Below are 13749 nucleotides of genomic sequence, written 5' to 3' on the forward strand. Positions count from 1 at the left end.
GACTATGGAGTCCGACGGTTCTTTTTGATATAGTTTAGCTTTGCTTGGCGCGATTTCTTTTTAAAGAGAGACTCGGCAGACATAGCAGAGGGTTTATCTGGATAGGATTCTTGGTAAAGAAGTTTAACGGGGAGGCGAGCCCGTGTGTATTTGGCGCCTTTTCCAGCATTGTGAGTCTTTAGGCGTTTTTCGACATCTGTGGTGTAGCCAGTGTAGAGGGAGCCATCCGCACACTCTAGGACATACATGTAAGCCTTAGTTTCCATAGTAGATCTCATGAATCTCGTCTGTATAGCTGCCGTCTTCATTGTGAATAAAGAGGGGAGGCAGAATTTTTAAACCATCCAGTGAGCCATCTTTGATCGCCTCAATCAATAACATATTCGCCTCTTTGGTCACTTTGGGATAGACAAACTGGATCCGCTTAGGTGCAAGATTGTAACGCTTCATGGTTTCGATGATATCTAAAAAGCGATCTGGACGATGGACCATCGCTAAGCGACCATTTGATTTGAGAACTCGCTGGGCCACATGGCAAATCTCATCTAAATTGGTGGTAATTTCATGCCGAGCTAAGAGGTAGTGTTCACTCTCATTGAGATTGGAATGCTCATCTACCTTGAAATAAGGAGGATTGCAGAGGATAATATCCACCTTACTCCCCCCGATATGTTGAGGCAAATGCTTGAGGTCATCGGTGATCATGGACATTTGCTGGTTCAAGCCATTGAGATCAATGGAGCGGGTTGCCATATCCGCTAGACGTTCCTGTATTTCGACACCAATGATCTGGGACTCTGTACGAGTACTCGCAAAAAGTCCCACGGCCCCATTTCCAGCGCAGAGATCTACGATCAAGCCCCGCTTGGGCAATTTTGGAAAGCGCGAGAGCAGGACGCTATCCACGGAGTAACTAAAGACTTCCCGATTTTGTATGATTTTCACATCACTTGAAAAGAGTTGATTGACGCGCTCGCCGTCTTTTAATTCGATATCTGTCATGGCTCTATTATAGCATGAAAAGAAGCTTGGGGAAAGATCGATAAAACATAAAAAGAGGCTGGAACAAAAGTCCTAGCCTCTCAATTATTTTTGGATTGTCGATCAAGACGCAGTGGTTGAGTGGGCTCTACTACGCTGATTTCATCAGCTTTTACAGCCCTACTCAACTGTGCGGAGGTGGGACGACGAAATCGAATTCTAACGAATTACCGATTTCTGTCCCACTCTCTTTTTTTAATCAAATTCATATTTTTGGAGAATCGTAGTGAGGATAAAGACTCCTGTAAAGATAGCCATCAATGCCAGATAAACTGGGAAAGTAGTGGTTGTAAGGAGTGAAATCTCGATCAAGTTTTTTAGCACGACCGCAGATGCGTAGAATCCTACTACAGAGAAGAGGATGAGGAGGGCCCGCCAGATATTTAGTGGCAGGCAAGCACGGATAACGGATAGGAAACCGATGGATCCAAGTAAGTAGTAGGATACAGTAGACATATCGGCTGCAGACCAACCATGGCTTGCTCCCCAAAGGCGAATAAACAAGACACTAAAGACGACCATCAAGGCGCTTGGTAAGGCTAACAGAAGGGAACGTCTCAAGAAGTGTTTTTCAACCGGTTTGATATTGCGTTCAAAGGTCAACACAAATGGTGGGAATCCTTCGACGAATTGGTCGATCAGGGTGATTTGAATAGGAATGAAAGGGAAAATCAGCAAATAGTTGACGTTAAAGAAGAGAGCACTGGCAATACAGATGATAGCCAAGAGGAAGGAATAGATCGTTTTGATAAAGAAGATTGGAGCGATTCGTCCAATGTTATTCACCACACGACGGCCTTCAAAAAGAATTTCTGGAACGTCATTAAAGTCAGAGTTTAAAAGAACAATATTGGCAATTTGACGAGTTGCTGGATCTCCCTCTGCCATCACGATGGAGCAGTCTGCTTCACGAAGAGCAAGGATATCATTGACCCCATCTCCTGTCATAGCAGTCGTCCGACCAGCTGCTTTCAAGGTTTGGATGAGCAGTTTTTTCTGGTGAGGAGACACGCGGCCAAAGATAGCTGTTTCTTCTGCTTGATCCACTAATTGATCATCAGAAATTTTTGAACAATCGACGTAGTTCTCATGATTTTTGAAGCCAGCTTGTTGAGCGATATAAGAAACCGTCACAGGGTTGTCACCGGATATGATTTTAAGATCCACTCCTTGAGAGCGCAAATACTCAAGAGTATCTGAAGCCCCTTCACGAATGGGGTCTGTAATCTCAATAACCGCAATCCCTTCAAGATTTTCAGGTAGTTTCAATTCCTGCATGCTGATCAGTTCTGAACTATGTGCCAATACGAGCACGCGCGATCCACGAGCTTGTGCTTCGACGACAGCAGTTGGATTTTCTTGAAGGAGCATTTCAGGAGCACCGAGAAAGACGGTTCCAAGGTTGGATAGATGCATAGCTCCCCATTTCCGATCACTTGAGAAAGGAATAATGTTTTCTGCAGTATAAGCATGCTCCAACTCTCCATAAGCCTTGCGAATAGCTTGAGCAGTAGGATTGGTGTCCTCACTATTTTGCATGTAAGCTGAAAGGATAACTTTGATGGTTTCCTCAGAAAAATGATCAGATAAGCTATGGAGAGCTTCGACTGTCATCTTCCCTTGAGTGATGGTACCGGTCTTATCAAGACACAAGGTATCCACACGCGCCAAGGTTTCTACTGAGTACATTTCTTGGACAAGAACCTTGCGCATACCGAGCTTAATAACCGCTGTCAAAAGAGATGTAACCGTCAGTAGGGCAATTCCCTTTGGCAACATTCCCAGGAGAGCTGTGGAAGAATTCACGACAGAATCCTTGATTGGCAGCATCTTGATCAACAATGCTTCAAAGAAGAGGGCAAGGCCAAATGGGATGATAATTTTCCCAGTAAAGCTAGAGATTTTCGCTAAGTTATAAAGAATACGCGAATTGATAGGCTTCAAGGTTTTGGCTTCCATCATCAGTTTGTTGGCATAGTTGTTTGCCCCAACTCGCTTGACACGGGCATAGACTTGACCACTGGCAATATAACTACCAGAAAGCAGTTCATCACCAATTTCTTTTAAGACCAGGTCACTCTCACCAGTCAGCATAGCCTCATTAGCTTCTGCAATACCGGACATGACTTCAGCATCACTAGGGATCTGCTCACCCGAAGACAGAAGCATTAGATCACCTAGGACAAGCTTTTCTGGTGGAATTGCATCTTTTTCCCCGTCTCGAATGACAGTCACCAGCTCACGACTCATGAGATTGAGTTTATCAATCATCCGCTTGGCGCGCATCTCGGTCATGATTCCTGTAATGGCATTGAAGCAAATAACCGCGAAAAAGATCATATTGCTCCAGGCCTGTACAGCAGCCAAGGCCACAGCAATCACAAAGTTTAAGGTATTAAACAAGGTGAAGACGTTGCGCTTGATGATTTGCCAGGTGCTGGTACTGGTATTCGTTGTAAAATCATTGGTTTGTCCGCGATCCATTTTCTTGCGGACTTCACTGAGGGACAAGCCCTTTAAATCAATAGTTTCCATAGACAATATGATATCATTTTTTTGAGAAAAAGACTATCTAGAATCGGTCCGCTGAGACAATTTTTATCTAAAAAAGGTTTGCGGTCAAAATCAGGATACGGTATAATAAGAAAGAACCTTTTACAGGATGGAATATCTTGTAGAGAGACGAATGAAATGGATTTGAGGAACAACTATGTTTTATACCTATTTACGTGGCCTTGTTGCCTTTATTCTTTGGGTTTTAAATGGGAATGCCCATTACCATCATAAGGACAATATTCCAGATCGGGAAGAGAACTACATCTTGGTATCCCCTCACCGGACTTGGTGGGATCCGGTCTATATGGCCTTTGCAACCAAGCCAAAGCAGTTTATCTTTATGGCAAAAAAAGAGCTCTTCACCAATCGTATTTTTGGCTGGTGGATTCGCATGTGTGGGGCATTTCCGATCGACCGTGAAAATCCGGGAGCAGAAGCCATTAAGTATCCTGTCAATATGCTGAAAAAGAGCAACCGTTCCTTGATTATGTTCCCAAGTGGAAGCCGTCATTCTCAAGACGTTAAAGGCGGTGTTGCAATCATTGCTAAAATGGCGAAGGTCCGTATCATGCCAGTGACTTATACTGGTCCAAGAGACTTGAAAGGGTTGGCAACGGGTGAACGCATTGATATGAACTTTGGACATCCCATCGATATTTCGGATATTAAAAAGATGAATGACGAAGGAGTGGCAGAAGTTGCCCGCCGTATCCAAGAGGAGTTTGACCGCTTGGATGCGGAAGCGCAAGCGATCAACACCCCAACAAAACCGTTTATCTTGATTCGTTTGTTAAAAATCCTTTTGATTCCCCTTGTCTTAGTCGTGGGCATCTTGACCTTGCTCTTTAGTTACCTAGCAAGCTTTGTATGGGATCCAGACAAACATCGGAAAAACAAGTAAAAAAACTGAGAGTTTTTCTCAGTTTTTTTTATTTTTACGAATAATAAAAGTGAGAGGAGGTTTCTTATGGAGGATATCATCGAAAAAATCAAAGAATATAAGCTCTTTTTAGCTCTTACTGCTATTGGACTCTTACTTGGAGGGTATTTTCTTTTTCATCGACCTCAGTCAAGTGCATCCACCATACCGGATCTTTATCAGTCTTCTAGTTCTACTTCGAGCAAAGAAAAGGTGCAGACCGCTAGTTCCAAAGAAGAAAAGACGGTTACTTCAGTGTCTGATGCACCCGAGATCATTACGGTCGATGTCAAAGGAGCCGTCAAACAACCAGGGGTCTATGAGTTGCGCTCCAATAGCAGAGTCCACGATGCCATTTATAAGGCAGGCGGGATGACAGCAGATGCCAATAGCCAATCGGTCAATTTGGCGCAAAAACTCTCCGATGAAGCAGTGATCTATGTTGCTAAAGAAGGAGAGGATGTTCCAGCACTTGGAAGTTCAGAAAGTTCTGCAACTTCGTCAGCGCCAGCAGAAAAAACAGGCAAGGTCCATTTAAATCGAGCAACCGAATCAGAGCTCCAGACAGTATCGGGCATTGGACAGAAACGTGCCCAGGATATTATCGCCTATCGCGAAGCAAATGGGCCTTTTCGATCAGTGGATGATCTGAAGAATGTTTCAGGAATCGGAGAGAAAACACTGGAGAAACTAAGAGATGCTTTCACGGTGGATTAAAGACCTTCCTTTTTCGCTTATCCATCTCGCCTTTGTACTTCTATGGCTGTATTTTAGTATCTATCAACCATCTTGGCTTTCGATCAGCGGTCTAGTAGTAGTGGGAGTTTTAGCGGTTCATCACTATAAAGGGGAGCGCTCAAGTTTGCTAGGACTTGCTTTAGCAACCCTTTGTTTTGCGGCCTTCTTTGTCTTTCAGCGAGCCCAGGATCATCCAAAACAAGTCGAAAGTCGGTCCCCAGCCCATTTACATCTGATCCCAGATACCATCAAGGTTAATGGAGATGCCTTGTCTTTTCGTGCTAAAGATCAGGGTTGCACCTACCAAGTTTTTTACACCTTGAAATCTGAGAAAGAAAAACAGCAGTGGCAAGGTCAAACTCACTTGCTGGAGTTGACGTATAAGGGTGTCATAGAAGAGCCAGAAGGGCAGCGAAATTTTAGAGGTTTTGACTATCGAGCTTATTTGAAGACTCAGGGAATATATCACCAAATTAGAATTGAAACGATCCAATCCGCGCTTCCTATACAGACTTGGAATGTTTTTGACTGGCTGTCTCAATGGAGGCGACAAGCCATTGTTTGGAGTAAAGAGCACTTTCCGCAGCCAATGAACCAGTATATGACCGGCCTTCTTTTTGGCTATTTAGATAAGGATTTTGAAGAGATGGACCAGCTTTACACGAGTTTAGGAATCATCCATTTATTCGCCTTATCTGGTATGCAGGTCGGCTTTTTCATCAATGGGATCCGGAAAGCTCTCTTACGTCTAGGAATCTTGCAAGAAACAGTCGATATTTTGATGGTTCCAATCTCTTTGGTCTATGCTGGCTTGACAGGTTTTTCTGTTTCAGTGGTTCGCAGTCTCTTGCAGAAGATCCTCTCTCAAAAGGGCATCCGAGGTATGGAGAATATGGCGATGACCTTGATGATCTTAATGGTGCTCATGCCCAAGTTTCTCCTGACAGCTGGAGGGGTCTTGAGTTGTGCCTATGCCTTTATTTTGACCTTGGTAGATACCAGTTCTTATTCCGGACTTAAAAAGCTACTAGTGGAAAGTTTCTGGATTAGCCTGGGGATTTTGCCCCTTTTGACCTATTACTTTAGTGTTTTTCAACCCTGGTCACTCCCTTTAACCTTCCTCTTTTCTTTCTTATTTGACCTTGTTCTTCTTCCAGGTTTAACGGTGCTATTTATCTTATCGATTCTAAAGCCCCTTACAATTTTTAACAGTTTCTTTCTTCTCATAGAGGAGTGTATTCGTTGGATTTCAAAGCTCACGTCGCTACCTTTGGTATTTGGTCAGCCGACGGGAGCAGCTCTGATTGCTCTCTTCCTTCTTTTAGGGATCTTGTATGATCTTCGAAAGCAAAAAAAACGTCGTTTCCTGTTAATAGGCATGATTCTACTCATCTTTTGTTGGACCAAACATCCTTTAGAAAATGAGATTACCATGGTGGATATCGGTCAAGGAGACAGTATCTTTTTACGCGATTGGAAAGGAAGAACCATATTGATTGATGTCGGAGGACGCGTCACTTTTAAAAGTGGAGAAAAGTGGCAAGAGCGCAGTCAATCTGCCAATGCGGATCAAACCTTGATTCCCTATCTCAAGAGTCGAGGTGTTGGAAAACTCGATGCTTTAGTCTTGACTCATACAGACCAGGACCATATGGGAGATATGGTGGAGGTTGCCAAACAAATCCCAGTTAAAAAAGTGTATGTCAGTCCAGGTAGTCTAACTAATTCTCAATTTCGAGAGAAATTGAAACAGCTTCATAGTCCGATTAAAGTAGTCCAGAGAGGGGATCAACTTCCTATTTTTGATCATCATCTAGAAGTCTTATCCCCTGATGAAGTGGGGGATGGTAAAAATGATGATTCGATTGTCCTCTATGGGCAGTTCTATCAGAAACGATTTTTGTTCACGGGTGATTTGGAAGAAGCTGGAGAGAAAAAACTATTGAAAAACGATCCACAATTACAAGTAGATGTCTTGAAAGTAGGCCACCACGGTTCTAAAGGTTCCTCTAGTGATGTGTTTTTAGATCAGTTACATCCTCAGTTGGCCTTGATCTCTGTTGGAAAGAAAAATCGCTACCAGCATCCTCACAAAGAATTGCTCGATCGTCTAGAGGAACGCTCTATTTCTTATTTTCGTACCGATGAAAGGGGAGCGATTCGCTTGATTGGATGGAACCATTGGAGGGTAGAAACAGTCCGATAGAGACGAGGAGAGGTTTGCTTTCTATGCTGAAAATTGCTATTATAGAAAGTGAAATCAATGTAAAGGTAGAATTGTATGAACGCATTTAAGCAATTTTGGATACAGTATGCAGATTTTTCAAGTAAGACCAGTCGGGCCCATTTTTGGCTAGCTTTTTTCTGGAATTCCCTGATTTCTTTGCCTCTTTGGGTTTTTTACATCGTGACCTCTTTATCCCATCAAAATGCTAAAGAAACGCTCAATTTTTCAACTGTTCATTCTAAGACAGGTTTATGGGCGCTCGCTTTCTTAGCATTCTTTTACTTCCTCATTTTAGTACCCAGTCAAGCCATTTGTGTACGTCGCTTGCGGGATGCGGGAATCCATTGGTCTTGGATCTTTTTGAATCTTGGTCCGGTTCTGCTCTATTTGTTGACGGGGCTAGATATTTTCCTATTTCTTTGGGGGATTACAGTTATTTCTCTCTTGATTCTCATGATGCTTCCAGGGAAAAACACCTTCCCACAACCAGTAGAAACTCCTATGGGAGTGGCTTCTGAACCACAGGTCACAGCGACAGGGGGGAGCTTTGGAGGCAACTCCTTTGAGCAAATTCCTAATTTTGTAGCAGCACCTGATTTGTCTGATGAAAAACCACCATTGGAACAAAAGATGGCTACTGAACACGAAATCCACTAAACTGATAAAGATAAGAGAGTTTCATGCAAGCAATTATTGACACTAAACATCTGACGGTTCAAACTCTGCCTCCTATTCTTGTTTTGACGGGTGAGGATGTAGGTCAATTTGAATGGTTAAAAAAAGACATTTTAAAAAAAATAGGCTATGATCCCTCAGATTTGAATTATTCTTATTTTGATATGAAGGAAGCCTCCTATGCTGAGGTCGAGCTGGATTTGGTCAGTCTTCCCTTTTTTGCAGATGAAAAAATCGTGATTTTGGATCACTTATTGGATTTGACCACTGCCAAAAAACGCAATTTAACCGATGAAGATCTGAAGCAATTTGAAAATTATCTGGAAAATCCTTCTGAATCGACCCGTTTGGTGATATTTGCAGAAGGAAAATTAGATAGTAAGCGCCGCTTGGTCAAACTCCTAAAACGGGATGCCCAAATCATTGAAGCGACCACTCCTAAAGAGCAAGATTTAAAGCGTTATTTTTCTGGTCAGGCGCAAGAATTGGGCTTACACTTTGTGGGCGATTCCTTGGACCAGTTGCTCTTAAAATCTGGCTATGATTTTGGAGAGTTACAGAAGAATCTCGCTCTATTGCAGGCTTATAAAGAAGATGGTCAGATTACCCTCCAAGATATCGAGGAGGTTGTTCCAAAGTCCTTGCAAGATAATATTTTTGATCTGACACAGATGATTCTCAAACGCCAAATCGATCAAGTCCGAAATTTGGTTAAGGATCTTCGCTTACAAGGAGAAGATGAAATAAAATTGATCGCTATTTTGTTGGGGCAATTCCGAATGTTTTCTCAAGTTAAAATTTTCTCAGAAGAAGGCCAATCCGAAAGCCAAATTGTAGCGAACTTGTCGGACTTGTCAGGACGCAAGGTCAATCCTTACCAGGTGAAGTTCGCCCTACGGGATAGCCGCAGGCTTTCCCTGTCCTTTTTGAAGCAAGCTATGATGACCTTCATCGAGACGGATTATGCGATTAAAAGTGGAACATATGAAAAAGACTACTTATTTGATTTGGCCCTGTTGAAAGTAGCGAATAGCGTCTAACGATGAATGAAATCGCAAGCAGATTAGTTGAATAATTTAGCTATTTGCGTTATCATCAAGTCAGTAATAAAGAAAAGAGGACCATAAAATGGCTATCATTTTACCAGAATTACCATATGCTTATGATGCATTGGAACCTTATATCGATGAAGAAACCATGCATTTGCACCATGATAAACACCATCAAACATATGTAAACAATGTGAATGCAGCTCTTGAAAAACATCCTGAAATTGGAGAAGACCTTGAAAGCTTGTTAGCTGATGTTGAATCCATTCCAGCTGATATTCGCCAAGCTGTGATCAACAATGGTGGTGGTCATTTGAACCACGCTCTTTTCTGGGAATTGATGACTCCAGAACAAACAGCTCCTTCAGCAGAACTTTCTGCAGCGATTGATGCTACATTTGGTTCATTTGAAGACTTCAAAGCAGCCTTCACAGCAGCAGCAACGACACGTTTTGGTTCTGGCTGGGCATGGTTGGTTGTCAACAAAGAAGGCAAACTCGAAGTGACTTCAACAGCAAACCAAGATACACCAATCTCTGAAGGTAAAACACCAATCCTTGGTTTGGATGTTTGGGAACATGCCTACTACGTGAAATACCGTAATGTACGTCCTGACTACATCAAAGCTTTCTTCTCAGTGATCAACTGGAATAAAGTGAATGAATTGTTTGCAGCAGCAAAATAATAAAATGAAGAAATCTATAAGAGCTAGTATTGGCTCTTATAGATTTTTTTATGTGCATCCGGAAAATCGGAGTATAATTTCTTGCGTTTGGTCAGGAAAATGATACACTAGTAGGAGTGTGTCTTACTTGTCTGAAGCCTGGTTTGAAGGGCCTAGGCAAGGAAAAGATAAACCTTAAAATGAAAACTGAAACATTCAGGGAGAAATGAAATGACTAGTATTACCATTACTAAAGGAGCCGTTGAGACGCCTATCTATTTGCGGATGTTGAATCGTCATGGCTTGATTGCAGGTGCAACTGGAACAGGAAAAACGGTTACGCTCAAGGTTCTAACAGAAAAATTAAGCAAAGAAGGCATTCCGGTCTTTCTAGCTGATATCAAGGGAGATTTATCTGGCTTAGCCAAAGCTGGGCAATGGACACCAAAATTGGAAGAACGCTACAAGCTTCTTGGGATCACAGATCCGTTTGAGCCACAAGCCTTCCCTGTTCGATTGTGGGATGTCTTTGGTCAAGCTGGTCATCCTGTTCGTGCGACTGTCGAAGGGATGGGGTCATTGCTTCTTTCTCGTCTGCTTGATTTGAATGAAACCCAATCAGGAATTCTCGCAATTGTCTTTAAAGTGGCCCAAGAGAAAGATTGGCCCTTGATTGATTTGAAGGACCTGCAAAGCCTTTTAAAGGAAGTCTATGAACACAGTTCAGACTATTCGGCCCAATATGGCAATATCACCAAACAATCTGTCGGAGCCATCCAAAGAAGTCTCTTGGTTCTCGAAGAAGAAGGAGCAGACCAGTTTTTTGGAGAGCCCGCACTTGATTTAAATGACTTCATGCAACTCGATGCATCTGGTCGTGGTTATATCAATATTCTTTCGGCTACAAAGCTCTTTCATTCACCAAAATTGTACTCAACCTTTTTGATTTGGATGCTGTCTCGTCTCTTTGAAACACTTCCAGAGGTTGGGGATCCTGAAAAGCCAAAACTGGTCTTCTTCTTTGATGAAGCGCATCTCCTCTTTAAGGATGCAAGCAAGCTCTTTCTTGAGAAGGTCGAGCAAGTGGTACGCCTGATTCGTTCGAAGGGTGTAGGGATTTACTTTATTACCCAAAATCCTCAAGACCTTCCAGAATCTGTTTTGGCACAGCTTGGAAATCGTGTTCAGCATGCACTTCGAGCTTATACACCCAAAGAAATGAAGGCGATCAAGGTTGCTGCCCAAAGTTTTCGTCCAAATCCAGATTTTGATACAGAAACAGTGATCACAGAATTAGGAACAGGGGAAGCCTTGGTTTCTTTCCTCAATGAAAAGGGACAGCCTAGTGTGGTTGAGCGTGCTTATATTCTCTCTCCTCAATCGAGTTTTGACCTCTTAAATGAGAGTGAACAATTGGCCTTGATCACGACATCGCCTTTCCATCAAAAGTATGCGACGACGATTGATCGAGAATCTGCCTATGAAAAATTAGCAGCTAAAGCAAGCAAGGAAGCACAAGAAAAAGAGCAAAAAGAAGCAGAAAAGGAAGAGGCTGCAGCAGATAAGGCAGCTCAAAAACGTAGTCCGGGTCGTCCAAGAAAATCTAGTCTTGAAAAGGCAAAAGATTCCTTCTTGAGTTCCTTATTCCGGACGATTGCGCGTGAGATCGCTAAGCTAATTATGGGCTCCTTTAAACGGAAATAACCCTTTTATGAAAAGAAAAAAACTTTTTAAAAAGAAACCGTTTTCTCTTTCTGATAATTCTTGTTATTTTCAGTAGAATCTTTTATAATTAATCTCGTATGAAAAAATATTTTAATCTACGCTCGATCATGATTGCGGTCAGTATTTTATTGTGCTTAGTGGGAACAAGCGCACTGGGCTACTTGCATCTTACGCAACCAACAGCATCAGCAATTGAAAAAAAAGCAAAGAAAACAAAAGAAGCAAAAGAACAAGATATCGAAAAGTCTACCCCTGAGACGAAAAAACCGCGTGTCAAATCTCCTGAAGCTAAGCAAGCAGTAGTAGATGCAGACATGGAAACGATGAGCGCTTATGGCCTTGTCTATGATTATGCTAATAAAGGTTTGGTAGAGGTTGTTCAGGATTTCCTAGCGGAAAGTGGAATTGATCCGTCACAAGTTGCCTTCACGTATCGCAATGCCATTACTGGAGAGCAATTTGCCATGAATGATCTTCAACCAATGACGGCAGGTAGTACCTATAAGCTACCCTTGAACATGTTGGTGGTGGATGAAGTCGCAAAGGGTAAACTCAATTTAACAGATCGATTTGATATTACCAATACCTACTATGAATATGTAGGGGAGCATGACAATTACGTTGTTGCCTTTGATGGAGCCATGTCTATCCCTGATATGCAGCGCTATTCATTGGTTTACTCTGAAAATACCCCAGCCTATGCTTTGGCAGATCGTTTAGGGGGGATGGAGCAAGCGCGCAAGTTATTCAGTCGTTATGGTCAATCCCGTTCACCAGAGGTTAAAACCTTTAGCGAAGATAATAAAACGACAACGGATTATTACATCCATGTCTTGGAATATCTTTGGAATCATCAAGAAAAATATGCGGATTTACTAGAACTGATCGGGGAGTCTTTCCCAGGTGAGTACTATAAAAAATTCTTGCCAGATTTGGTGATTCAACAAAAACCAGGATATGTTGCTGAAGCACTTAATGTGGATGCGATTGTCCGTGAATCGACTCCTTATTTGGTTGCCATTTACACTGCAGGACTTGGAGGTACGACTCCAGAAAGTTCTGAAATCAGTGGCGTTGGTCTTTATCAATTGGGACAATTGGCTTATGTTATCAATGAATGGCATCGTGTCAATATGAATGAATAATCGACAAAAGGTCTGAGTTTTGCTCAGACCTTTTCTTTTAACAAAGTATCATGAAAATGACTTGGTGTTTCGAATTACTTTTCTGTTCTAAAGAGACTTCTTTCCCTTTTCTATAAAAAGTATGTTATACTACTAATAGTAATAAGAGGAAGTATAGACATGATTACAAAGGAAGATTACCAGTTGCTCCGCTCGCATCCAGCCTTTTCTGAGCTACCAGTGGAGCTATTTGATAAATTAGCTGTTGAAATTCATGCCAGGGATATCCCTAAAGGACAAATTTTATTTTATGCAGGAGATAAGCGGGAGCGCATTTTTCTTCTGGCAAAAGGCTTTGCTCGTATTGAGCAATTTGATTCGTCGGACCAATTCTCCTATATGGATTATATAAAGAAGGGAGCTTTGTTCCCTTATGGTGGGATGTTCCAGGATGAGCGTTACCATTATACAGCTAGTGCGGTGACGGATTTGCGTTGTTTCGTGATCCCCGTCAATCTCTATGAATTATATGCCCAAGAGAGCAAGGAGCAGTTGCTCTTTATTACGAGAAAGCTATCCTCCATCCTAGAATTTCAAGAGTTGCGCTTGCGTAATGTCGTGACAGCTAGTGCCAGTGAGCGCGTGATTCAATCCTTAGCCATTCTGTGCAAGGATTATGAAAGTCTAGGAAATCAGCTTCCATTTCCAATTAGTATGAAGGAAATGGCCAAATTAGCGGCTACAACCCGAGAAACCGTCAATCAAGTTTTAAAGAAACTCATCGATTCTCATAAGATACAGTATGAGAGAAAACAATTAACCTTTCTAGATACAGCCTACTTTTTAAAGAGTTTTAAAGAGATCAACTAATTTGTTGATCTTTTTTTATTTTTTACAAAAAAATATATATTCATAAAAATAATATAAAAGGCAAAATATGCAAAGAAAACGCTTCATATTAACTAAAAAATAGGAAAGATTCAAAAAAACGCCAAATTCTTTGCATTCAAAAAGTAGAATCCTTTGTGAAA

General features: G+C 41.9%; 12 protein-coding genes. 9 read left to right on the top strand and 3 right to left on the bottom strand.

Going from position 1 to position 13749, the window contains the following annotated elements:
- Positions 1 to 2 precede the first annotated feature (2 nt).
- The 3 genes from GMC92_RS00300 to GMC92_RS00315 all read right to left on the bottom strand — a co-directional run bounded on the left by GMC92_RS00300 (position 3) and on the right by GMC92_RS00315 (position 3576).
- Positions 3 to 266, bottom strand: a complete 264-nt coding sequence (locus tag GMC92_RS00300; RefSeq protein ID WP_045759230.1) for a GIY-YIG nuclease family protein — start codon at positions 264 to 266, stop codon at positions 3 to 5.
- Positions 256 to 1002 (bottom strand): tRNA1(Val) (adenine(37)-N6)-methyltransferase, encoded by a 747-nt coding sequence (locus GMC92_RS00305; protein WP_045759231.1) that lies wholly within the window; start codon positions 1000 to 1002, stop codon positions 256 to 258. The genes GMC92_RS00300 and GMC92_RS00305 overlap by 11 nt, the downstream gene beginning before the upstream one ends.
- A 234-nt stretch (positions 1003 to 1236) precedes the next feature.
- On the bottom strand, positions 1237 to 3576 hold the full coding sequence (locus GMC92_RS00315) for a cation-translocating P-type ATPase (RefSeq protein ID WP_155199425.1): 2340 nt from the start codon (positions 3574 to 3576) through the stop codon (positions 1237 to 1239).
- Positions 3577 to 3751: 175 nt separating this feature from the next.
- Between GMC92_RS00315 and GMC92_RS00320 the strand changes: the two genes are divergently transcribed.
- The 9 genes from GMC92_RS00320 (at position 3752) to GMC92_RS00360 (ending at position 13588) form a co-directional block, all read left to right on the top strand.
- Positions 3752 to 4498 (top strand): lysophospholipid acyltransferase family protein, encoded by a 747-nt coding sequence (locus GMC92_RS00320; RefSeq protein WP_003006324.1) that lies wholly within the window; start codon positions 3752 to 3754, stop codon positions 4496 to 4498.
- A gap of 66 nt (positions 4499 to 4564) precedes the next feature.
- Complete coding sequence (locus tag GMC92_RS00325) at positions 4565 to 5233, top strand: helix-hairpin-helix domain-containing protein (RefSeq protein WP_155199426.1); 669 nt, start codon at positions 4565 to 4567, stop codon at positions 5231 to 5233.
- Positions 5214 to 7460 carry a DNA internalization-related competence protein ComEC/Rec2 gene (locus tag GMC92_RS00330; RefSeq protein WP_155199427.1) on the top strand — a complete coding sequence of 749 codons (2247 nt, stop codon included), beginning with the start codon at positions 5214 to 5216 and terminating at the stop codon, positions 7458 to 7460. The genes GMC92_RS00325 and GMC92_RS00330 overlap by 20 nt, the downstream gene beginning before the upstream one ends.
- A 75-nt stretch (positions 7461 to 7535) precedes the next feature.
- Positions 7536 to 8138, top strand: a complete 603-nt coding sequence (locus GMC92_RS00335; RefSeq protein ID WP_070666282.1) for a DUF805 domain-containing protein — start codon at positions 7536 to 7538, stop codon at positions 8136 to 8138.
- Between the two features lie 23 nt (positions 8139 to 8161).
- Positions 8162 to 9196, top strand: coding sequence for a DNA polymerase III subunit delta (gene holA, locus GMC92_RS00340; protein WP_070666279.1), 1035 nt, complete (start codon positions 8162 to 8164; stop codon positions 9194 to 9196).
- Positions 9197 to 9284: 88 nt separating this feature from the next.
- Complete coding sequence (gene sodA / locus GMC92_RS00345; RefSeq protein WP_070666276.1) at positions 9285 to 9890, top strand: superoxide dismutase SodA; 606 nt, start codon at positions 9285 to 9287, stop codon at positions 9888 to 9890.
- Positions 9891 to 10100: 210 nt separating this feature from the next.
- Positions 10101 to 11573: a helicase HerA-like domain-containing protein gene (locus GMC92_RS00350; RefSeq protein ID WP_049472134.1), complete on the top strand. Its 1473-nt coding sequence runs from the start codon at positions 10101 to 10103 to the stop codon at positions 11571 to 11573.
- 98 nt (positions 11574 to 11671) lie between these two features.
- On the top strand, positions 11672 to 12739 hold the full coding sequence (locus GMC92_RS00355; RefSeq protein WP_155199428.1) for a serine hydrolase: 1068 nt from the start codon (positions 11672 to 11674) through the stop codon (positions 12737 to 12739).
- A 159-nt stretch (positions 12740 to 12898) separates the two neighbouring features.
- Positions 12899 to 13588, top strand: coding sequence for a Crp/Fnr family transcriptional regulator (locus GMC92_RS00360; protein WP_155199429.1), 690 nt, complete (start codon positions 12899 to 12901; stop codon positions 13586 to 13588).
- Positions 13589 to 13749: the final 161 nt, after the last annotated feature.

It is taken from the genome of Streptococcus parasanguinis (assembly GCF_009717775.1).
In the GTDB taxonomy this organism is placed as follows: Bacteria; Bacillota; Bacilli; order Lactobacillales; family Streptococcaceae; genus Streptococcus; species Streptococcus parasanguinis_AG.